Raw genomic sequence first — 20949 nt, 5'->3', positions numbered from 1 at the left:
AATGCGCCATGATCGAAAGGGGGCGCAAGGAGGTATGTCAAACCCGTGGGGGCGGATCGGGTTTTCGATCATGGCGCAGTCGGCGGTCTCGTCTGATCAGATCGGATAGGATTTCCGATATTCGGCTTCGGCATCGGTGCGAGACAGGCCCATATCGGCAAGCTGGCTGTCACTAAGCCGCATAAGGGCACGTCGTTGCGACCTTTTGGCCATGGTGGCGGCAATAATGTTCAGTGCCGTGTTTAGTCCCTGCTGCAGGTTTCCGAAAAATTGCTGAAAGCCGCTGATATGGTTGTGACGTGTCGTGTGCTGGCCAGAAGGCGTCTGGCAGACTGAATGTGCCATGTTCGTTCTCCTGAATTAAGTTCCTCTAATGAGATGTTTTTGTGGTTAAGGCCCATATTCACGCCAAACGTCTTGCGTGACAAACGAGTATTTCTGGGGTTAAGTATTAGTTGACCTAATGATTGGTTGGCTTGAGGCAAAAAATGCGTTTACCCCCGTTACAGTCCCTGCGTGCGTTTGATGCGGCTGCCCGGCATCTTAATTTTACCCGTGCAGCCGAGGAACTTTTTGTGACCCAGGGGGCTATTAGCCAGCAGATCCGCCAGCTCGAGGAATATTTGGGTTTTCGGCTATTCTTTCGGTTGCCGCGGCGATTGCAATTGACTGACGAAGGTGACCGTCTGGCGCGGGCAACGTATGAAGGCTTTTCACGCATTGCCGGGGAAATCGAAAGTCTCCGGGCGGTGGAGGAGGCCGGGGTCGTCACGGTCAGCGTATTGCAATCCTTTGCCGTTAAATGGCTGGTGCCGCGTCTGGGGCATTTTCGTGAGGCACATCCTGATATCGATGTACGCATTCACGCTGATGACCGTCTGGTTGATTTCCGTAACGAAGGCATTGATCTGGCGGTACGCTTTGGGCGAGGGCGCTATCCCAATCTCTATACCGAACTGTTGATGCGTGACGAGGTTTTCCCGGTTTGCAGTCCGGATTATCTGGCATCAAGTCCTCCTTTGAATAAACCGGCCGACATAGCAGGGCACCAACTGTTGCATGATGCGACTTCACATATTGAACAGCCCCGTGCTGCGGATTGGCAGTTCTGGTTGGAAGGGGTTGGCGTCAAGGGTATTGATCTGCGTCGCGGGCTACGCTTCAATTCCGGCGACATGGTTATTCAGGCGGCCCTGATGGGGCATGGTGTTGGTATGGCACGCACCAGTCTGGCTGCGCAGGACCTGAAGGCCGGTTTGCTTGTCCGGCCGTTTCCGCAAACCGTCGCGTCAAGCTATGCGTATTATCTGACCTGTCCCGAGGAAAACCTGAACCGGCCGCGTGTGCAGGCCTTTATTCGCTGGTTAAAGGATGAAGTTGCCGCAACGCTTACGGATATCGAGGAAAGTCAGCCGGCGTTGACAATCATTACGTCCAATCCTGATGCCTGAATTCAGATCAGGCCAAGTTCGCGCAATTCGTCTGCCATGTCTTCGGGAAGCGTTTCTGCGCCACCGGCCTGCTTTTCATCCGGCGGAGATTTGTCTTCGGTAAGGTATCGCCAACCCTGAAATGCGCGGTGGGGCCATGTGCGGGTTTCGACCAGTTCGGGATCAAGGACGATGCGGCAATGTTTGATGCCTTCCTCGTCAATGAATTCTTCCAGATCGACAACGCGCTGGCGGGCACGAATTGCCCCTTTGATCACCCAATAGATCGAACCGCCATCAAGAATCTCCGCCTTGCGTTTCGGAGTCATTCGTGTGGTGTGGTAAATCCGGCCGTGAAGCCCGCCAAAATAGGCCTGCCATTGACGCAGGGTTTCAGGGCTTTCTGTACCGACGCTGAGTTTGATCAGGTGAAGGGGCATGGTTTGTTCGTATTCTTTCGGGCGATATAGGATGTTATTTGACCTAGGAGTCATGCGTGGTTTGGTCAAGGGGTGATTAATAATTACAAATAAAAATTGTAATTATATGTATTTCACAAAAAAACTTGACCAATAGTGTATAATCATCCAAATTCTGATGCAGAAAATGTCCATAGACAGGACATCACCCAGAGAGATTTACAGGCTGAGAGAACCGAATGTCCCTGCAAGTTGTCACGGCAAACCGTCTTGATGACGGGTTGGTCGTTTTCCTGACCGCAGATGGTGGTTGGAGCGAAAACATAGACCAGTCGCGTATTGCCGATGGAAAAGAGGCGGGTGACGCCTTGCTGGCGGAGGCCAGTGTGCCCGAGCTCGATACTGTCATCGTCGGCCCGTATCTGATCGAGGTCGAGCAACAGGACGGCGGACTGATTCCGACGAAATACCGTGAAGTACTGCGCACCAAGGGTCCTAGCGTGCGGCAGGATCTCGGCTATCAGGCCGAGTAAGGAGGATACACCATGTATCGCTATGATGATTTCGACCGCCAACTGGTGCTGGAACGTACCGAGCAATTTCGAGAGCAGGTCAAGCGCCGCCTGTCTGGCGACATTACCGAAGACCAGTTCCGCCCGCTGCGTCTGATGAACGGTGTATATCTTCAGCTTCACGCCTACATGCTGCGCGTCGCCGTTCCCTATGGCACGTTGCGCGCTGATCAGTTGCGCCAGCTTGGCTATATCGCGCGCCGCTATGACAAGGGTTATGGCCATTTCACGACCCGCCAGAATATTCAGTATAACTGGCCCAAGCTTGCCGAAATCCCCGATGCGCTGCTTGACTTGGCCAAGGTTGAAATGCACGCCATTCAGACATCAGGCAACTGTATTCGCAACACGACCACCGATCAGTATGCCGGTGCCGCCGCCGACGAGATCGAAGATCCGCGCCCCTATTGCGAACTGATCCGTCAATGGTCGACCTTCCATCCGGAATTCACCTATCTGCCGCGCAAGTTCAAGATCGCGGTGACCGGATCGCCAAACGACCGTGCTGCGGTCAAGGTGCATGATATCGGGCTTCGGATGCATCAGAACGATGCGGGCGAGGTTGGGTTTGAAGTCATCGTCGGTGGTGGACTTGGCCGCACGCCGTTCGTTGGCAAGACCGTGCGTGACTTTATCGGCAAGAACGATCTGTTCTCGTATCTTGAGGCGATCCTGCGGGTTTACAACCGCTTTGGCCGTCGTGACAATAAGTACAAGGCACGCATCAAAATCCTCGTCCATGAAATCGGGGTCGAGGAAATGCAGCGTCTGGTCGAGGAAGAATGGGCGCAGATCAAGGACGGGTCGCTGCGCGTCGATGATGCCGAAATCGTGCACTATATCGAACAGTTCGCACCGCCCGCATTTGAAACCCTTTCCGACGATGATGCCGAATTTGAACGCCGCAAGGCCGAAAACCGGGAATTTTCCAACTGGGTGCGTTCGAACGTGATCGCACACAAGCAGCCGGGCTATGCGATTGCCAACGTATCGCTAAAACCGATTGGTGGTATCCCAGGTGATGCAACCGACACCCAGATGGAACTCGTTGCCGATCTGTCCGAACAATACAGCTTTGGTGATGTTCGTGTGACGCATGAACAGAACCTGGTTTTGCCGCACGTGAAAAAGGCTGATCTGTTCTCGCTTTGGGCAGAGCTGAAGAATGCAAATCTGGCGACGGCAAACCTTGGCTATGTTACCGACATCATTTCGTGCCCCGGATTGGATTACTGCGCACTGGCAACGGCGCGTTCGATCCCGCTGTCGCAGCGCATTTCGGAACGTTTTTCCGATCTGGACCGCCAGCATGATATCGGCGAACTCAAGATCAAGATTTCCGGTTGCATCAATGCCTGCGGGCATCACCATGTCGGTCATATCGGTATTCTGGGCCTCGATAAACGTGGTAAGGAATTCTATCAGATTACCCTTGGCGGCGATGCGAGCGAGAATGCCGAAATCGGTAAAATCGCCGGTGCCGGTTTCTCCGAAGCCGAAGTCGTCGACGCCATTGAAAGCCTGGTGACCAAATATCTTGGCATTCGCGAAACCGGCGAACGCTTTATTGATACCTATCGCCGTGTCGGCATGGACCCGTTCAAGGAGGTGCTTTATGGCGATCGTTAAGAATGACAGCGTGATTGATCAGGAATGGGTCACGCTTGATGCCGAAGCCGACCTACCGTCGGGTGAAGAAAACATCATTGTGCCACTTGCACGGTTCAAGGAAGAACGCGAAACGCTGATCGGGCGTAATGGCGGTCTCGGTGTGCAGCTCAATCCGGGCGACGTCCCGGAAGATCTGGCTAATGATCTTGATCGCCTTTCGATCATCACGGTCAATTTTCCGGCTTACACGGACGGGCGTGGATATTCCTATGCCCGTATTTTGCGCGAACGCCTGGGTTTCAAGGGCGAACTGCGTGCAATCGGTGACGTGTTGCGTGATCAGATTCTGTATATGCATCGTTGCGGTTTCGATGCTTACGAATTGAAAAATGATGATGATGTTTCGCTGACAAAAGTCCGCGCCGCGTTGAAGGAAATGACAGTTTACTACCAGCCGACAGGGGACGGGCGCGCCACGGCCGCATCGCTTCGTGAACGGCGTCGGGCGGCTCTTAAGTCCGCGTCCTGATTTATATTTTTTGCCAGACCGAGCTTTGAATAGCTCAGCCTTCGAGGCGCCCGTTTCGGGCGCCTTTTCTTTTGCCCTTATAATGCCGGTATTTTCTGTCAGGGATTTCTGTGCTCTGGTTTTAATTCTTGGGCAGGGCACGGATATTAGTGGAGAGCGGATTATTCTTTTGTATATGAGAATCCGCCCAGAATTCACCTTTAGGGTGGTGTTGTGATCGGTTTCAAGCTATACACTTATTAGCTGTTTAAATAGCTTTATGTGGCAACCATTATAAAACAATGGGTTGTCACTTTGGGCTAAAAAGGAGAGCCTGAAAACGTCAATCCCAACAGCAGGATGCAATCCTGCCAAGCGGAGTAGGGAATTCGCGCATTGCCTGACAGTTGGCATCGGTAACGTTCCGATGCAAGGAAGCAGGTTCGCATTTCTGGGTCCAGCAGGAAAAGGCAACCAATGTCGATTGAGCAAAGCCTGACAGGAATTGGCGACAGTTGTGTGATTACGCGGGATTTTACGCGTTACGATCACGGCTATCAGGACAAGGCGCTCAAATATATCGATTATCTGGGGGCTTTATCGCTCGCGCTGCGTAAATTTTCCGAATACAGCCGTACAATGTTGGCGTCCCAGCAATTGTATATCTATGCCAAATGGCTCGCACGATACACGGCATACTGGCCGGAACTTGACCAACTTGTCGACAGACTTGAAAACAGCTTTGATGAAGTCGATCAAAGCTATGTCGCAAGTCAGTCTGCGGTCGATGGTTCGTGGGGCTGGCAATATAACGAATTCCACCACAAATTTGATGCGACCATCGTGCGATTGCATGAATTGGCCAGTGAAGGCCGGGCACCGCGCTATCCGCTGCATTTTCTTGAACCGATCGCAACCGCATCAGCGATGCGCAGTTATCTGGAAAAGCTACTGGTTTCCGATATCGCAGCGACCGGTCGAAATCAGCGTGATGAATTCGGTAGTGTGATTTGCTGTCTGGCCCAGCTTTGCTTCAAACCGTCCTTGCGGCGCTATGCGCAGGAACATGTGCGTGGCATCGATCTTGATCAAAGTTATGTCGATGCATTCCGTGAATTCCTTGACGAAATCCAGAACCCCGAAACCGGTTACTGGGGGCCGTGGTATGTATCAGATGGCAAGACGCATCGTTACGATGATCTTAGCTACACATTCCATATCGTTTCATATCGCAAGGGGCGGGTCGGGCATTGGTCCGATATCATCCGCACCACGCTTGAAAGCCGGCAGTTGGAATATCCGCAAGGATGGCTTAGCCGCCGTGAATTCAACAATCATAACAACTATGATGTTGCGAAAATATTTCGCTATGGGTGGCCGCATATGCAGTCGGCAGAACGTGCTTTGGCGCGTGAACAGATTGCCGAAATGCTGGACTGGTGTGTTGGTCATTCGCTCAGACGGGATGGTAGCTTTGTTCCGGACAGTCATTTCTATAACTCGCTGGAGTCGTGTTATTATTTCGGTGTCTCGTTCCTGGATGAAGTCGGATACTTTCAACCTTCGAAGCGTTTCTGGACCCAGCAGAAATTCCCCTATGCGCCGGTTCTGCAATCTCGTATCTGGCGCAAGCTGGACGAGTTTGATGCCGAAAACCCCAGTGTCATCGCTGCCAAATGGAAAATCGGCTCGGATGCCACCTGGATATCTGCATCGCCAATCAACCGGGAGGGACTTTCGCGGATGCCGCTGCTTTCCGGGGATGATTGTGCAACAACCGAAGAACGCGAATTCGAATTCATTCTGCGACCAAATAACGATGGTTGATCTTGCCGTTCCGTTCTTTCCTGTGTGAAATCCAATGGCCATGCAGTCACAGTATTTTGTGTCAGGTTCAATCCTGCGTCACATATTTTCAATGGCGCATACCAGCATGCTTGCGCTTGTGGCGATGGTGCTGGTTGATGCGCTTGATCTGTTTTTCCTAAGCCTCTTGGGCGATGTGGAAATCATCGCCGGTCTTGGCTTTGCCTGGCCGATTATCTTTTTTACCCTTGCGGTTTCGTTGGGTATCTCGACCGCAATGACAGCTCTTGTTTCCCGTACCGAGGGGCTTGGTGATCGGGAACGGGCGAAAATTTATGCCACGCATATTCTGGTATTCGGTCTTGTACTATCGGGGGTGATGACAGTTGTTTTGTGGCTGTCGGCACCTTGGATGCTTGATATGTTCGGGGCGGTCGGCAAGGCGCGTGACGTTGGGGTCACGTATGTGCAGATCGTGATCCTGTGTTTGCCGGTTCTGGTGCTGAGTATGTCATCAGGGGCGTTGTTGCGTGCGATCGGGGCGAAGCAACGTGCCATGTGGTCGAAAATGATCGGGGCGGCAGTCAATGCGATCCTTGATCCGATTTTCATTTTTGGTTTCGATTGGGGTGTTGAAGGGGCAGCTTGGGCAACAGTGATGTCGCGGATCGCGATCATGGCGGTGGCCTTTTATGGTGTTCGAAATGTTCATCACATGCTTGGCCGGTTTGATGCGACGCTGTTTCGCAAGGACATCCGCGATATTGCCCGTGTAACCGTACCGGTCGGATTGGCAAAGATCGGCCCGCCAATCGCCAGCGCCTTCATCATGTCCAGTATGGCAAAGTTTGGGCCCGATGCGGTGGCGGCTATGGCGATCATTGAACGTATCGGGCCGTTCGTATTTGTCGGTTACATGGCATTGCCCCAGGCAATCGGCCCGATCATTGGCCAGAATTTTGCCGCAGCAAAGGCCGAACGCGTACGCAGCATCTGGCACAATGTCTGGGGACTGGTAGTGGTTTACGCGGCGATTGTCTGCACTGCCCTGTTTCTGTTTCAGGGCCAGATTGCAGCGCTTTTCAGCGCAACTGATCAAACAGCAGCGTATCTATCGATCTTTTGCAGCTTTACTGCACCCTTTTATGTGTTCCTCGGCCTGCAATTTTCATCGCATACCTTCTTTAACGTTACCGGGCGGCCAAATCTTGCAATGATTTTTGATCTTGCCAAGGAATTGCTAGGTGTAATTCCGCTGGTCTGGTTGGGCAGCTACTATATGGGAGCCCCCGGGGTTCTGGCCGGTCAGGCCGCGGGCATTGTCTTGTTCGGCACAATCACAGCTGTTGTCAGTTATCGTCTCGCGTGTGGGAGGTGGTCGGCTGAAGCGTATAATCTTTCCAGATCAACTTAAGGTAAGTGAAATTTAAAGAGGGTTTCTGGTGAGATATCCGGATTTCCTCAATGTGAATAAGGTCACATTGCTCACAATGAAATCATTTTTCTGTATCCCATATAACGCGAAGGGTGGCGAAGCATTATGGGGTATGGAAAATGACAAATATTCTAAAACGATTTAAAATTGCACCGAAGGTTTTTGGTGGATTTGGTGTTGTTCTCGTTTTACTTGTATTGATGTCGGTGTTGGCCGTAGCGTCCTTAAGCGGTGCAGATGATGATTTTACGCGTTATCGGGCGACGGCACTGCAATCCAATCAAGCCGGACGGGTTCAGGCCAATTTGCTGGAAGCGCGTGTCGCGGTGAAAGATTTTCTGCTTAGCGGAAAGCAAACATCAAAAGACACGGTATCGAGCCGGTTGCAGTCGGCAATTGATTTGAATAACGAACTTGCAGCCATGATTGCCGAACCTGCCCGCCGCGAAGTTGCGGTTTCAGCAGATGCTGCTTTAAAAGAATACCTTGAGACATTTAACAAAGTCGCGGCCATGGACGCAGCAGATGCCGGGCGCGATGCTCTTGTGTCTGGATCGCTTGACCGTATCGGGCCTGTCATTGCCCAAAATCTGGAAAAGCTCAAGCTCGAGATCAAGGCGGAACAGGATCAGCTCGGTCCTAATGCTGCCAAGGCTCTAGAGGATGCTGTTATTACTGCCGAAGTTCTAGCGGCAACTGCTGTCTTGATCGGGATGCTTGCCGCGTGGCTCATTGGTGCAGGCATTTCAAGGCCTGTGCGTGCCATCACGGACGCAATGAACAAGTTGGCGGGTGGCGATAAAACAATAGCAATTCCCGGTCAGGATCACCGTGACGAGATTGGTGATATGGCAAAAGCAGTTCTGGTCTTTAAAGAAAACATGATCAGAGCAGAACAGCTTGCAGGGCAGGAAGCAGAAGCTCAGAAACAGCGGGAAGCTCGCGCGAAAATAATCGAGAAACTGACCAACGATTTTGATGCCGATGTTTCTGCTGTACTGAATAGCGTTTCTTCAGCCGCGACAGAAATGCAGGCGACAGCAACATCAATGACGACAACCGCTGAGGAAACCAGCCGACAGGCGACGGTGGTGTCGGCTGCAGCCGAGCAGGCATCAAACAACGTTCAAACTGTTGCCAGCGCGTCCGAGGAGCTCAGCGCCTCGATTTCCGAAATCAGTCACCAGGTCAATCAGTCTGCACAAGTGGCAAGCAAGGCCGTGTCCGAGGCGGAGAATACCAACGCGCAGGTACGCGGGCTTGCCGAAGCTGCCCAGAAGATCGGTGATGTGGTTGGATTGATCAGCGACATTGCGGCGCAAACCAACCTTCTGGCGTTGAATGCAACTATTGAAGCCGCGCGGGCAGGCGAAGCAGGCAAAGGTTTTGCTGTTGTCGCAGCCGAGGTCAAGAATCTTGCCAATGCAACGTCAAAGGCAACTGAGCAAATTACCGCGCAGATCACCGGAATTCAGACAGAAACAGAAGGTGCAGTGGTTGCGATTGATTCCATCGGCAGCACGATTGCCGAAATCAGCGAGATTGCAGCAACGATTGCAAGTGCTGTGGAACAGCAGGGGGCTGCGACCGAGGAGATCACTCGAAATGTTCAGCAGGCATCCGCCGGAACAAGCGAGGTAACGGAAAACATTCACGGTGTTAATGAAGCGGCATCCTCAACGGGAGCTGCTGCTGAACAAGTTTTGAATGCGTCGGGTGAACTGTCCGAACAGGCTGAAACCCTGCGGCTAAAGGTTGAAGCGTTCCTGAGTGCGGTCAAGGCAGCCTAGTCTGTCTCTGCTTTGAATTGCATCAAAATACAGGGGCCATCGCCGGTTTCATATTCGGTATCACCGCTGAAACCGGCCGCCTCATAACTTTTGCGGGCTCGCACATTTTCGGGGTCAGGATCGATTGCAACCGTTGGCGCGCCGCGGTCAATCAGCATTTGTGCCAACAATCGCAGGAACATCTTCCCATGACCGCACCCCATCATGTCGGGGACGCCAATGAATGCATCAATGCAGCGCGTGCCGTTGGGCAAATGGGACAAATGGGGTTGGGGCCATTGATGCGCGTCATAATGCTGGGCAAAGGCAAAGGGGCGATTGCGATAGGATACGATCAGGGTTGCCATTTCCGGCAGTTCGATGTCTTCGGCGATCAGTTCAATCTGCTCGGCGGGATCTCCCCACCAGCGTGCCACTTCCGGTACACGCAACCAGCGCCGTATCATGGGTAAATCATTAGGGACGGCACGCCGGAAACGATATGTCTCGGCAGCGGCCATGGCGATCAGGCCCCGACGGTGTCGCGTTTGGCGGCAAGCGCCAGATTAGCCTTTGATCCGGACTGACGACCGATTTTCCCGGCGATCCAGCTGCCCGTTTCGGCAAGCTTTTCAAGATCGATACCGGTTTCGATGCCAAGACCATTCAGCATGTAGACCACATCTTCGGTGGCGACATTGCCGCTTGCCCCCTTGGCATATGGGCAGCCACCAAGCCCCGCGACGGAGCTGTCAATCGTAGCAACCCCCATCTGCAGAACGGCCAGAAGATTTGCCAATGCCTGACCATAGGTATCGTGAAAATGGGCTGCGAGCTTTTCGATGTCGACATGTTTGGCAGTGGCATCAATCATCGCCTGTGCCTTGCCTGGCGTGCCAGTACCGATCGTATCGCCAAGGCTGATTTCGTAAGCACCCATGTCAAACAGGGCCTTTGCGACATCGGCGACCTTTTGCGGGGCAATCTCGCCCTCGTACGGGCAGCCGAGCACACAGGAAACATATCCGCGCACAGCGATGTTGGCGTCACGTGCTGCGGCGACTACTGGGCGGAACCGGTCAAGGCTTTCTGCTATCGAGCAATTGATGTTCTTCTGCGAAAAGCTTTCCGATGCAGCTCCAAAAACCGCAACTTCGGTTGCGCCGGCCTCAATGGCGGATTCAAGCCCTTTCAAATTGGGAGCAAGAACCGGATAGGTGACGCCCGGTTTGCGCGAAATGCAGGCCATGACGTCGGATGCATCGGCCATTTGTGGCACCCATTTCGGGCTGACAAAAGCGGTGGCTTCGATAACCGAAAGACCTGCATCGCAAAGGCGGTGGATCAGTTCCACCTTGGTGTCGGTCGCGACCATCGCCTTTTCGTTCTGCAGCCCGTCACGCGGACCGACTTCAACGATTTTGACCCGTGCAGGCAAACTCGAAAGGCGCGGCATTCTATTCGGCCTCCTCGATGGCGATCAATTCGGCGCCATCATCAACCTGATCCCCAACAGCAAAGAATATCTCGCGGACCGAGCCCGAAACCGGTGCTGAAATAGTGTGTTCCATTTTCATTGCTTCCATCACCACAAGCTTGTCGCCTGCGGCAACAGATTGCCCCGGTTCGGCAAGCACGGCAATGATTTTACCGGGCATTGGCGCGGTTAACCCCCCACCGGTACCTTCATGGCCACCGGCGGCTGCAACCGGATCAAAAATTTCCAACCGGTCAGAACGTCCATTGCGGAAGATCGTCAGTCGATTGCCGTCGCGAAGGACACTCGCGCGTTTGCGCACCTGATCAAGTGTTGCATGAATGGTCCCATCACCGCCGAATTCGGCATGGGCCGTAACCGAATTGCCGTCAGGCATATCGATGACATAACCGTGCGTGCGGTAATGCACCCTGATTTTCAATTCTGCACCGTCATGGCGCAGGATCAGGTTATGGTGGTTGTCATCATTCATCCGCCATCCCGATGTGCTGTGCCACGGGGAATAGGGGTCGCTGCTTTGCGCTGCATGGCTTTGGGCCTCGGCATCGCGACGCATCAGAATATCAAGGGTGGCAAAGGCCAATGCGCCATTATCAGGCACCGCCGGGGCAGGGATCAGATCATCAAGATACTGGCTGATGAAACCGGTTTCGACTTCGCCGCGTTCAAAGGCCGGGTGACGCACAATATTGCTAAGGAATCCGGTGTTGGTTGTCACGCCGACAATCTGTACATCGTTAAGTGCGGTTGCCATCCGGCGCAGTGCCGATGTGCGATCCGTATCCCAGGTGATCAGCTTTGCGATCATCGGGTCATAATGAATGGAAACCTCGCCGCCTTCGTAAACGCCGGTATCGATCCGCACATGATCATTGGCGGCGGGCATACGCATATGCACGAGTTTGCCGGTTGCAGGCAGGAAATCATTATGCGGATCTTCGGCATAGAGGCGGACTTCGAAGGCATGGCCGTTAATGGTCAGTTCGTCCTGTGTCTTGGGCAGCTTTTCACCATCAGCGACACGCAACTGCCATTCAACAAGGTCCTCACCGGTGATCATCTCTGTCACCGGGTGTTCGACTTGAAGGCGCGTGTTCATTTCCATGAAATAGAACGCTCCCGACGCATCAAGCAGGAATTCTACCGTGCCAGCCCCCTGATAGCCAATCGCCTTGGCGGCATCGACGGCGGCCTTGCCCATCTCGGCGCGAAGGTCTTCTGGCATATTCGGGGCAGGGGCTTCTTCAATCACCTTCTGATGGCGACGTTGCAGGGAACAGTCGCGCTCAAACAGGTAAACCGCATTGCCATGACTGTCGGCAAAGACCTGAATTTCAACATGGCGCGGTTTGACGATCAGCTTTTCAATCAGGCAATGATCATCTCCAAAACTGCTGGCAGCTTCGCGTTTGCAACTGACAAGGGCATCCTTGAAATCGGCTGCCTTTTCAACCGCACGCATACCTTTGCCACCACCTCCCGCCGATGCCTTGATCAGAACCGGATAACCGATCTTGTCGGCTTCTGCTGCCAGAAGATTCGGGTCCTGATCTTCTCCGTGATAACCGGGGACCAGCGGTACACCCGCCTTGCCCATGATTTTCTTGGCTTCGGATTTCGACCCCATCGCACGGATTGCGCTTGCCGGTGGGCCGACAAAGACACAGCCGGCTTTTTCCAGCGCATCGGCAAAACCGGCATTTTCCGACAGGAAGCCATAACCTGGATGAACCGCATCGGCACCCGATTGCACAATGACTTCAAGCAAACGATCAATCCGCAAATAGCTGTCTTTCGGGGCGGGGCCACCGATGTGATAGGCCTCGTCGGCCCGTCGGACATGCAGGGCATTGGCATCCGCGTCGGAATAAACCGCGACGGTCTGGATGCCCATACGGCGTGCGGTTTCAATCACGCGGCAGGCAATTTCACCACGGTTGGCGATCAGTATTTTGCGCGGCATGATTAATTCTCACTCCACTTCGCGGGGCGTTTTTCAAGAAATGCATTGACACCTTCACGGCCCTCGGCACTTGCGCGCTGATCGGCAATGCGTCGTGCGGTATCGTGAATGACATCATCGTCAATCGGTTTGTTGGCAACCGCATAAATCAGCGATTTTGCTGCATCCATGGCACCCGGGCCATTTGCCAGCAGCAGCTTTGCCATGGCGTCACCCCGTGCGGTCAGATCGTCGCCTGAAACAATTTCATGGACCAATCCAATGGCGTGGGCGGTAGCGGCATCAAAGCGTTCCGCCGTCAGAAAATAGCGACGGGCCTGCGATACGCCGATGGCCTCGACCACATAGGGCGAAATAACCGCCGGAATCAGGCCGAGCTGGACCTCTGACAGGCAGAAACTGGCTCGATCAGATGCAATCACGATGTCACAGCACGCAGCCAATCCAACCCCGCCGCCAAAGGCCGCCCCATTGATAAGCCCGATGGTCGGTTTGCTGCAGAAATTAAGCGTCTTCATCAAGCGCGCCAGCGCACGTGAATCAGCAAGGTTTTCCGCATGGCTGTATCCGGCCATGCGTTTCATCCAGTTGAGGTCGGCACCAGCCGAAAAGCTTTTGCCTGCCCCGGTCAGGATCACCACGCGCACCGCCGGATCGGCATCCAGCGCATCTAGCTTGGCTGTCAGATCGCCGATCAGGATATCGTCAAACGCGTTGTGGATTTCCGGGCGGTTCAGCGTGATGCGGGCAACGCCCGACATGCTGATCTGGCAAATCACGGCATCGGTGGATGGGGTGGTGTTATCGGTGTTTACATTGCTCATGCCAGCCTCACATCCGGAACACGCCAAAGCGTGTTTCCTCGACCGGTTTGTTGAGTGCCGCCGAAAGGCCAAGCCCAAGAACCATGCGGGTGTCCGCCGGATCAATGACCCCGTCATCCCAAAGTCGCGCAGACGCGTAATAGGGATGACCCTGTTCTTCATACTGGTCGCGGATCGGGCCCTTGAACGCTTCCTGTTCTGCTATGGGCCACGTTTCGCCGCGTTTTTCCTGCGCATCTGCGCGGATTTGGGTCAAAACGTTTGCCGCCTGTTCCCCACCCATGACTGAAATGCGAGCATTTGGCCACATCCAAAGGAAGCGCGGGCTATAAGCACGGCCACACATGCCATAGTTACCAGCACCAAATGAGCCACCGATCAGAACGGTAAATTTGGGAACCTTGGCGGTCGCAACGGCGGTTACGAGTTTTGCGCCATCCTTGGCAATGCCACCGCTTTCATATTTGCGGCCGATCATGAAGCCGGTGATGTTCTGCAAGAACACGAGTGGAATACCGCGCTGGCAACACAGTTCAATGAAATGTGCGCCTTTAAGCGCGCTTTCGGAAAACAGGATGCCGTTATTGGCAATGATCCCCACCGGATAGCCGAAAATGCGGGCAAAGCCGGTAACCAGTGTTGTGCCGTACTGGGCCTTGAACTCATCGAAGTCTGATCCGTCAACAATACGGGCAATGACTTCGCGCACGTCATAGGGCTTCTTGGAATCGCTTGGAATGACACCATAAATCTCGCGCGGGTCGTAGGCCGGTTCGCGCGGCGCGCTCAGGGTCAGGCCTGGATTTTTGGTCCAGTTCAGGTTCTTGACGATATTGCGTGCAATCGACAAGGCGTGTGCATCGTCCTGCGCATAATGGTCGGTCACACCAGATGTTTTACAATGAACATCTGCACCGCCAAGGTCTTCGGCTGAAACGACTTCGCCGGTTGCGGCCTTCACCAGTGGCGGGCCACCCAAAAAGATCGTGCCCTGTTTTCGAACGATAATGCTTTCATCCGACATGGCGGGGACATAGGCACCGCCCGCCGTACAGGAACCCATGACAACCGCGATTTGCGGAATGCCTTTTGATGACATGGTTGCCTGATTGAAAAAGATGCGGCCGAAATGGTCGCGATCCGGGAAAACTTCATCCTGGCGCGGCAGGTTCGCGCCGCCACTATCGACCAGATAAATGCAGGGTAGATTGTTTTCGAGTGCGATTTCCTGCGCGCGCAGATGCTTTTTGACCGTCATCGGATAATAGGAGCCACCTTTGACCGTCGCATCATTGGCAACGATCACGCATTCAACACCCGAGACCCGACCGATCCCGGTGATGATACCCGCAGCAGGAACGTCTTCATCGTCGTACATTCCATATGCGGCAAGCTGGGAAAGCTCAAGGAACGGGGACCCGATATCCAGCAACTGACGGATACGTTCACGGGGCAAAAGTTTTCCGCGGCCAGTGTGGCGATCACGCGCGCGCTCGCCACCGCCAAGTTTGATCTGCGTGATCTGATCACGAAGATCGGCAACAAGTTGTTCCATCTGTTGGGCATTGTTACGGAAATCTTCCGAGCGAGGATTTATCGCAGATTTCAGAACCGTCATCGTCAATCGACACCGTTTGTTACCGGGGCTGTTTATGCGAGGAAACGGCCCCGTGGTGAATGGCGCTTATGACTGCTGTTATGGTGGAAGTTTACGTAAACGTCAAGATTAAATAGGTAATCCAGTACCGAATTTACGTATATCAAAAATGAACAGTATGTTGGGCTCTTGAAATTATATCTCGAGTGAGAGAAGGGTTCGTAAAATTCGTATATATTTAAATTGGTTATGTCTCTTCGATGGGTTGGTTTTTTATCGGATCAGTCGTCGATTTGCTTGCGCAGTTTGATCCAGCGTTCAAGATGTTCAAGCCGGTCATTACCGAAAAAGGCTTCTTCTTCATAGAAAAAGAACGGTGATCCGAAAGCGCCGCGCGCGATGGCATCGTCGGTAATATCGCGGGTATGCTGTTTCCATTTCGGGTCCTCAACCGCGGCCCGGATTTGTCCGGCATCTATGGAGTGCCGGGTGGCCGTGGCGAAGACAACTTCAGGATCGGACATATCAAGCCCGTCGGCAAAATATCCGCGATAGACATCCTTGGCGAACTTGATGGCAAGGGCCGGTTTGGTGGATGCAATCCAGTAATAGGCCCGTGTCGGCACCAGCGCTGAATAGGGGAATTTTTCAGGAATACGGAACGGCGTATTCTGCATCTTTGCGCAGCGTTCCATGTCGTGCCTGAAATAGTCACCGCGGATGGGTTGTGACAATAACGGACTTTGTCCGGTCTGTTTGAAGGCTGCACCTATCATGAACGGGTACCAGTTGACCGTAACACCGGTTCGGGCCTCAAAGGCATCGATGCGTTCAGCCGCGAGATAACCGTAAGGTGACGAGAAATCGAAATAGAAAGTGACTTCCGACATGCTGTGGGGCCCGTAAATAATGACGCAAAACAGAGTGCCATGTGGCGATACCGGCAAAGCCATCGGAAAGATGGCTTGGTGATAGTGCGCTACTAAGCAATTGTATTGCAACAAAATTGATCGAATTTACGGGATCGTGATGCCGGGGCGTACTTTTACTTCTTCCATCACGACATATGTATGAGTCTGGCTGACACCCTGAACAGAGGACAGGCGTTCAAGGAATTCGCGATAGGCATACATATCGGCAACCCGAAGTTTCATCAGGTAATCAAAGCCGCCTGCGACCATGTGACATTCTTCGATTTCCGGCAGTTTGCGGATCGCTGTGGCAAACACGTCAAATACGTCCGGGGTCGTCCGATCCAGCGTTATTTCGACAAAAACCACCAGCGACTGATTGAGTTTGCGGGGGTCAAGTAGTGCCATATAACCGGTGATGAAGCCGTGTTGTTCAAGGCGGCGAACACGTTCGAGGCACGGTGTCGGGCTAAGATTGACGCGACGTGACAGTTCAACGTTCGACATGCGTCCGTCGTTTTGAAGTTCGCGCAGGATCTGTTTGTCAATCTTGTCCAAGCTTTTATGATTCTTCTGCATTTTAATCTAATAACCAGTGATTATGACTGCACTAAAAGTTTTTCAGTGGATGATATATCGTATTTTTTAGGAAAATGGCAGCACATTTTTTGAGTGCCTATATATTGTCTGTGGCCATATGAGGAGAAAACTCTGCGTTCCCAATGTGGAATCGGAGAATTGCATTTGCAGGGAGAAGCCATCGCCATGTTCCGCATCGATATGCCCCAAGCCAACGAAATCCGCGCAAAAATCCGCGAAACATATCGTACTGACGAAGAAGCTGTTGTCGAACGCATGATTGACGCTGCTCGACTGGCGCCCGAGCAATCGGCGCGCGTTCAGGATCGGGCTTATCAGCTTGTAGCGCGGGTTCGCAAAGCCGATAACGGCAAAAGCGGCATCGATGCTCTGCTTCATGAGTATGAGTTATCCAGCAAGGAAGGCGTCATATTGATGTGCCTTGCCGAGGCACTTTTGCGCGTTCCCGATGCGGTTACCGCCGACAAGCTGATTCAGGACAAGCTGTTTGATGCAAACTGGCAAAGCCACCTTGGTCATTCCGACAGCTTCTTTGTCAATGCATCGACCTGGGGACTGATGCTAACGGGGAAGGTGATCAAGTTCGGCAAGGCGGAAAAGGCCGATCCGGGCGCGTTGCTTAAACGCATGATCGCACGTTCGGGCGAGCCGGTTATCCGTAAGGCATTCAACCATGCCATGCGCATCATGGGGCGTCAGTTCGTCATGGGCCGCACGATTGCCGAGGCCGCCGAACGTGCGAAGGCGAACGAGGAAAAAGGCTATCGCTATTCCTATGACATGCTGGGCGAGGCCGCGCGCACCATGGAAGACGCGGATCGCTATTTCAAATCCTATGTCGATGCGATCAACGATATCGGCAAGGTCGCGAATAACCGCGGCCCGATCAACAGCCCCGGCATTTCCGTAAAACTCTCGGCGATCCATCCGCGTTACGATTTCGCCAATTATGATCGCGTCATGAATGAACTTGTGCCGCGCCTCAAACAGCTTGCGTTGCTGGCCAAGAAATATGACATCGGTTTCACCGTTGACGCCGAAGAAGCCAACCGTCTGGACCTGTCGCTTGATGTGATCGGGGCAGTCTTTGCCGATCCTGATCTTGATGGTTGGGAGGGATACGGTCTTGCGGTGCAAGCCTATCAGAAACGGGCTTATCACGTACTGGAATGGCTTGCCGACCTGTCGGTAAAGGTCGGGCGCAAAATGATGGTGCGCCTTGTCAAAGGGGCCTATTGGGATACCGAGGTCAAGAACAGTCAGGAAAACGGGTTCGAAGGTTATCCGGTCTTCACCCGCAAGGCCGCAACCGATGTTTCCTATCTGGCGTGTGCACGTTTCATGTTGTCGCGCCGTGATGCATTCTATTGCCAGTTCGCCAGCCACAACGCCCACACCGTGGCATCGGTTCTGGAAATGGCCGGCAATGACCGGACATTTGAATTCCAGCGTCTTCATGGCATGGGCGAAGCCCTGTATGAACAGATTGTCGATAAAAATGGTGAAAACGTGCCGTGCCGTGTTTATGCCCCTGTTGGCACCCACGAGGATTTGCTGGCCTATCTCGTCCGCCGACTGCTTGAAAACGGTGCCAATACCAGCTTTGTGAACCGTATTCAGGACGAACAACTCCCGATCGAGGAAATGATCGCCGATCCGGTGGAAAAGATGGCGGCCCTGCCACGCAAGGCCCATCCGAAAATTCCGGCACCGATTGATCTTTATGGTGCTGGTCGCGTCAATTCCAAGGGCATTGATCTGACCGATACGACCAAGCTTCTGCCGTTGGCCGAAAAGCTGGCATCGATACAGGGGAAAATCTGGCATGCTGCGCCGCTGATTGATGGCCAGCCTGTTTCGGGCGAGGCGATTGATGTTCTAAACCCGTCAAACCGGAACGAGAAAGTCGGCGAACTGGTTCAGGCCGGCGAAGCCGATGTCGAGGCTGCGATTGTTGTCGCCGCCAAAGGCTATGAAATCTGGAACAAGACTGCTGCAACTGAGCGCGCAGCGTGCCTGCGTCGCCTTGGTGATCTTCTTGAAGAAAACATGGACGAGTTCATTGCCCTTTGCCAACGCGAAGCAGGCAAACTGTACTCCGATGGTGTTGCCGAAGTACGCGAAGCTGTCGATTTCTGCCGTTATTACGCGAACCGTGCAGAAGAAAGCTTCCGCGAGGGCAGTCTTCTCGAAGGCCGTGGCATTTTTGTCTGCATCAGCCCTTGGAATTTCCCGCTTGCGATTTTCCTGGGGCAGGTCAGTGCTGCACTTGCCGCGGGTAACGCCGTTATCGCCAAACCGGCCGAACAGACGTCGCTTGTTGCGGCCAAGGCGGCCGAACTTATCCTTGCTGCCGGAATACCAGGGGCCGCTTTCACCCTGCTGCCGGGGCCGGGTCGGGTGATCGGCAATATCCTGATCAACGATCCGCGCATTGGTGGGGTTGCCTTTACCGGTTCGACAGAAACGGCACAGGTCATCAATCAGGCGCTGGCAAAACGTCCGGGTGTTCCGTTGCCACTGATTGCCGAAACTGGCGGTCAGAACGCTATGATTGTCGATTCAACCGCATTGCCCGAACAGGTGGTGCAGGATGCGATCATTTCCGGCTTCCAGTCCGCCGGGCAGCGTTGCTCCGCCCTGCGTGTTCTGTTCGTTCAGGAAGATATCGCAGACAAGCTGTGCCACATGCTCGTCGGCGCGATGAAGGAACTGCGTGTTGGTGATCCGAAATTCCTTGATATCGATGTCGGACCGGTGATTGACGAAAAATCGCGCAAAACCCTTGTCGCCCATGCAGAACGCATGACCAAGGAAGCAAAGCTGCTTCATGCCTGTGATATCCTGCCGGAATGCGAAAACGGGACGTTCTTTGCGCCGCATTGCTTCGAAATTCCGTCGCTGGATGTTCTGGAACGCGAAGTATTTGGGCCGGTTGTCCATGTGGTGCGTTACAAGGCACGTGATCTGGACAAGGTTCTCGATCAGATCAATGCGTCGGGCTATGGTCTGACGATGGGCATCCATTCGCGTATCGACAGCACAGTGCGCCAGATTTCGCAAAAGCTGCGTGTCGGCAACTGCTATGTGAACCGGAACATGATTGGGGCCGTTGTCGGTGTGCAGCCATTCGGTGGGCAGGGCAAATCTGGCACCGGCCCGAAAGCAGGCGGCCCGCACTATGTCGAACGTTTTGCCAAACCCGCGACCGAGGCCGGAAAAAAGGCAGCAGGCAGTGCCGCGATTGCCGATGATCGTTCGCCAATCGTGATCAAGGCGTCGCTGACGGATGATGAATATCGTACCCTGCAGGCCGCACAGGTCAAATGGCAGGCGACAGACGGCAATGAACGCGTCCGTGTTCTGGAAAATCTTGCCGCCAAATTGGCTGGGTCGTCGAAAAGTGATCTTTCGGCAAATGCTGAACTGATCGCAAACTTTGCCGCGATTTCGGAAAACGGCTTTGTGGCTCCGACCCGGATGCCTGGGCCGACCGGTGAAACCAACGACCTTTATATGCTCGGCCGTGGTGTTTATCTGGTTCAGGCAGAAAAGGATGCCGAAGCAGCACGTATCATCCGCCACATCGCTGCGGCACTTGCTGCAGGCAATGCGGTGATCGTTGCCGGGGATCAAAAATGGCTGGTTGAATTTGCAAGCCTAGCGACCGATACCGGACTGCCGGCAGGGCTGATCCGTGTCGTGGCGTCCAAGGTCGGTATTGCCGTGATGTATGACGGCGATGTGGCTGGTGTTTCCTGTGTCGCACCGCTTGATCGCGTTACTGCCTTCAAACAGCTTCTGGCGAAGCGTGACGGTGCGATCCTGTCGCTGATTTCCGATAGCGGGGCAGACGATGACGGGGCGCTGCCTGATGAGGCTTTCCTGCATCGTTTTGCGACCGAGAAAACCGTCACAATCAATACGACGGCTGCGGGCGGGAACGCATCGCTGATGTCTATGGAAGAAAATTGATCCGGTTTATGGAAACCGGATTATCAGGCGT

General features: G+C 53.7%; 17 protein-coding genes. 8 read left to right on the top strand and 9 right to left on the bottom strand.

Annotated elements, in window-relative coordinates:
* Positions 1 to 96 precede the first annotated feature (96 nt).
* Positions 97 to 345 (bottom strand): DUF1127 domain-containing protein, encoded by a 249-nt coding sequence (locus TH5_RS06065; protein WP_114121108.1) that lies wholly within the window; start codon positions 343 to 345, stop codon positions 97 to 99.
* 143 nt (positions 346 to 488) lie between these two features.
* On the opposite strand from TH5_RS06065, the gene TH5_RS06060 reads away from it, so the two are divergent.
* Positions 489 to 1451, top strand: coding sequence for a transcriptional regulator GcvA (locus TH5_RS06060; protein WP_114121107.1), 963 nt, complete (start codon positions 489 to 491; stop codon positions 1449 to 1451).
* Between the two features lie 2 nt (positions 1452 to 1453).
* Here TH5_RS06060 and TH5_RS06055 read toward each other — a convergent pair whose 3' ends face one another.
* Positions 1454 to 1870: a DUF1489 family protein gene (locus tag TH5_RS06055; protein ID WP_114121106.1), complete on the bottom strand. Its 417-nt coding sequence runs from the start codon at positions 1868 to 1870 to the stop codon at positions 1454 to 1456.
* Between the two features lie 218 nt (positions 1871 to 2088).
* Between TH5_RS06055 and TH5_RS25965 the strand changes: the two genes are divergently transcribed.
* The 6 genes from TH5_RS25965 (at position 2089) to TH5_RS06025 (ending at position 9571) form a co-directional block, all read left to right on the top strand.
* Positions 2089 to 2382, top strand: coding sequence for a DUF2849 domain-containing protein (locus tag TH5_RS25965; RefSeq protein ID WP_114121105.1), 294 nt, complete (start codon positions 2089 to 2091; stop codon positions 2380 to 2382).
* A gap of 12 nt (positions 2383 to 2394) precedes the next feature.
* On the top strand, positions 2395 to 4050 hold the full coding sequence (locus tag TH5_RS06045; RefSeq protein ID WP_114121104.1) for a nitrite/sulfite reductase: 1656 nt from the start codon (positions 2395 to 2397) through the stop codon (positions 4048 to 4050).
* A complete protein-coding gene (locus tag TH5_RS06040) occupies positions 4037 to 4561 on the top strand; it encodes a DUF934 domain-containing protein (protein WP_114121103.1) in 525 nt (174 codons plus the stop codon). Before TH5_RS06045 ends, TH5_RS06040 begins: the two co-directional genes overlap by 14 nt.
* 456 nt (positions 4562 to 5017) lie before the next feature.
* Positions 5018 to 6367: a hypothetical protein gene (locus tag TH5_RS06035; protein WP_114121102.1), complete on the top strand. Its 1350-nt coding sequence runs from the start codon at positions 5018 to 5020 to the stop codon at positions 6365 to 6367.
* Positions 6368 to 6401: 34 nt separating this feature from the next.
* A complete protein-coding gene (locus TH5_RS06030; RefSeq protein WP_244204833.1) occupies positions 6402 to 7760 on the top strand; it encodes an MATE family efflux transporter in 1359 nt (452 codons plus the stop codon).
* A 140-nt stretch (positions 7761 to 7900) separates the two neighbouring features.
* Positions 7901 to 9571, top strand: a complete 1671-nt coding sequence (locus TH5_RS06025; RefSeq protein WP_167443477.1) for a methyl-accepting chemotaxis protein — start codon at positions 7901 to 7903, stop codon at positions 9569 to 9571.
* On the opposite strand, the gene TH5_RS06020 is transcribed toward TH5_RS06025, so the two are convergent.
* From TH5_RS06020 to TH5_RS05990, 7 genes are all read right to left on the bottom strand, one after another.
* Positions 9568 to 10017, bottom strand: coding sequence for a GNAT family N-acetyltransferase (locus TH5_RS06020; protein ID WP_244204832.1), 450 nt, complete (start codon positions 10015 to 10017; stop codon positions 9568 to 9570). The two genes, TH5_RS06025 and TH5_RS06020, sit on opposite strands and share 4 nt — an antisense overlap.
* 59 nt (positions 10018 to 10076) lie before the next feature.
* On the bottom strand, positions 10077 to 11006 hold the full coding sequence (locus TH5_RS06015; RefSeq protein ID WP_114121100.1) for a hydroxymethylglutaryl-CoA lyase: 930 nt from the start codon (positions 11004 to 11006) through the stop codon (positions 10077 to 10079).
* 1 nt (position 11007) lies between these two features.
* The gene (locus TH5_RS06010; RefSeq protein ID WP_114121099.1) at positions 11008 to 13011 is read right to left on the bottom strand and encodes an acetyl/propionyl/methylcrotonyl-CoA carboxylase subunit alpha; all 2004 of its coding nucleotides are present in this window, start codon (positions 13009 to 13011) and stop codon (positions 11008 to 11010) included.
* Positions 13012 to 13013: 2 nt separating this feature from the next.
* The gene (locus tag TH5_RS06005; RefSeq protein WP_114121098.1) at positions 13014 to 13835 is read right to left on the bottom strand and encodes an enoyl-CoA hydratase/isomerase family protein; all 822 of its coding nucleotides are present in this window, start codon (positions 13833 to 13835) and stop codon (positions 13014 to 13016) included.
* 7 nt (positions 13836 to 13842) lie between these two features.
* The gene (locus TH5_RS06000; protein ID WP_114121097.1) at positions 13843 to 15453 is read right to left on the bottom strand and encodes a carboxyl transferase domain-containing protein; all 1611 of its coding nucleotides are present in this window, start codon (positions 15451 to 15453) and stop codon (positions 13843 to 13845) included.
* A 260-nt stretch (positions 15454 to 15713) separates the two neighbouring features.
* Entirely contained in the window at positions 15714 to 16322 is a 609-nt protein-coding gene (locus tag TH5_RS05995) for a 2-hydroxychromene-2-carboxylate isomerase (RefSeq protein ID WP_114121096.1), read from the bottom strand.
* 126 nt (positions 16323 to 16448) lie between these two features.
* Positions 16449 to 16922: an Lrp/AsnC ligand binding domain-containing protein gene (locus TH5_RS05990; RefSeq protein ID WP_007090318.1), complete on the bottom strand. Its 474-nt coding sequence runs from the start codon at positions 16920 to 16922 to the stop codon at positions 16449 to 16451.
* Between the two features lie 186 nt (positions 16923 to 17108).
* Here TH5_RS05990 and putA point away from each other — a divergent pair, with 186 nt between their 5' ends.
* Positions 17109 to 20918, top strand: coding sequence for a bifunctional proline dehydrogenase/L-glutamate gamma-semialdehyde dehydrogenase PutA (putA, locus tag TH5_RS05985; RefSeq protein WP_114121095.1), 3810 nt, complete (start codon positions 17109 to 17111; stop codon positions 20916 to 20918).
* Positions 20919 to 20949: the final 31 nt, after the last annotated feature.

This window comes from Thalassospira xianhensis MCCC 1A02616 (assembly GCF_003326475.1).
GTDB lineage: Bacteria > Pseudomonadota > Alphaproteobacteria > Rhodospirillales > Thalassospiraceae > Thalassospira > Thalassospira xianhensis.
The sequence above is the reverse complement of the archived record's forward strand: the minus strand, read 5'-3'. Positions and strand labels throughout refer to the sequence as shown.

Excerpts from the sequence above, each read along its gene's own strand:
- TH5_RS06020 (WP_244204832.1), bottom strand. The coding sequence starts at position 10,017 with ATGATACGGCGCTGGTTGCGTGTACCGGAAGTGGCACGCTGGTGGGGA.
- TH5_RS06015 (WP_114121100.1), bottom strand. The coding sequence starts at position 11,006 with ATGCCGCGCCTTTCGAGTTTGCCTGCACGGGTCAAAATCGTTGAAGTC.
- TH5_RS06045 (WP_114121104.1), top strand. The coding sequence starts at position 2,395 with ATGTATCGCTATGATGATTTCGACCGCCAACTGGTGCTGGAACGTACC.
- TH5_RS06055 (WP_114121106.1), bottom strand. The coding sequence starts at position 1,870 with ATGCCCCTTCACCTGATCAAACTCAGCGTCGGTACAGAAAGCCCTGAA.
- TH5_RS06030 (WP_244204833.1), top strand. The coding sequence starts at position 6,402 with ATGGCCATGCAGTCACAGTATTTTGTGTCAGGTTCAATCCTGCGTCAC.
- TH5_RS06010 (WP_114121099.1), bottom strand. The coding sequence starts at position 13,011 with ATGCCGCGCAAAATACTGATCGCCAACCGTGGTGAAATTGCCTGCCGC.
- TH5_RS06040 (WP_114121103.1), top strand. The coding sequence starts at position 4,037 with ATGGCGATCGTTAAGAATGACAGCGTGATTGATCAGGAATGGGTCACG.
- TH5_RS06060 (WP_114121107.1), top strand. The coding sequence starts at position 489 with ATGCGTTTACCCCCGTTACAGTCCCTGCGTGCGTTTGATGCGGCTGCC.
- TH5_RS06035 (WP_114121102.1), top strand. The coding sequence starts at position 5,018 with ATGTCGATTGAGCAAAGCCTGACAGGAATTGGCGACAGTTGTGTGATT.
- TH5_RS06005 (WP_114121098.1), bottom strand. The coding sequence starts at position 13,835 with ATGAGCAATGTAAACACCGATAACACCACCCCATCCACCGATGCCGTG.
- TH5_RS05995 (WP_114121096.1), bottom strand. The coding sequence starts at position 16,322 with ATGTCGGAAGTCACTTTCTATTTCGATTTCTCGTCACCTTACGGTTAT.
- TH5_RS06025 (WP_167443477.1), top strand. The coding sequence starts at position 7,901 with ATGACAAATATTCTAAAACGATTTAAAATTGCACCGAAGGTTTTTGGT.
- TH5_RS05990 (WP_007090318.1), bottom strand. The coding sequence starts at position 16,922 with ATGCAGAAGAATCATAAAAGCTTGGACAAGATTGACAAACAGATCCTG.
- TH5_RS25965 (WP_114121105.1), top strand. The coding sequence starts at position 2,089 with ATGTCCCTGCAAGTTGTCACGGCAAACCGTCTTGATGACGGGTTGGTC.
- TH5_RS06000 (WP_114121097.1), bottom strand. The coding sequence starts at position 15,453 with ATGACGGTTCTGAAATCTGCGATAAATCCTCGCTCGGAAGATTTCCGT.
- TH5_RS06065 (WP_114121108.1), bottom strand. The coding sequence starts at position 345 with ATGGCACATTCAGTCTGCCAGACGCCTTCTGGCCAGCACACGACACGT.
- putA (WP_114121095.1), top strand. The coding sequence starts at position 17,109 with ATGTTCCGCATCGATATGCCCCAAGCCAACGAAATCCGCGCAAAAATC.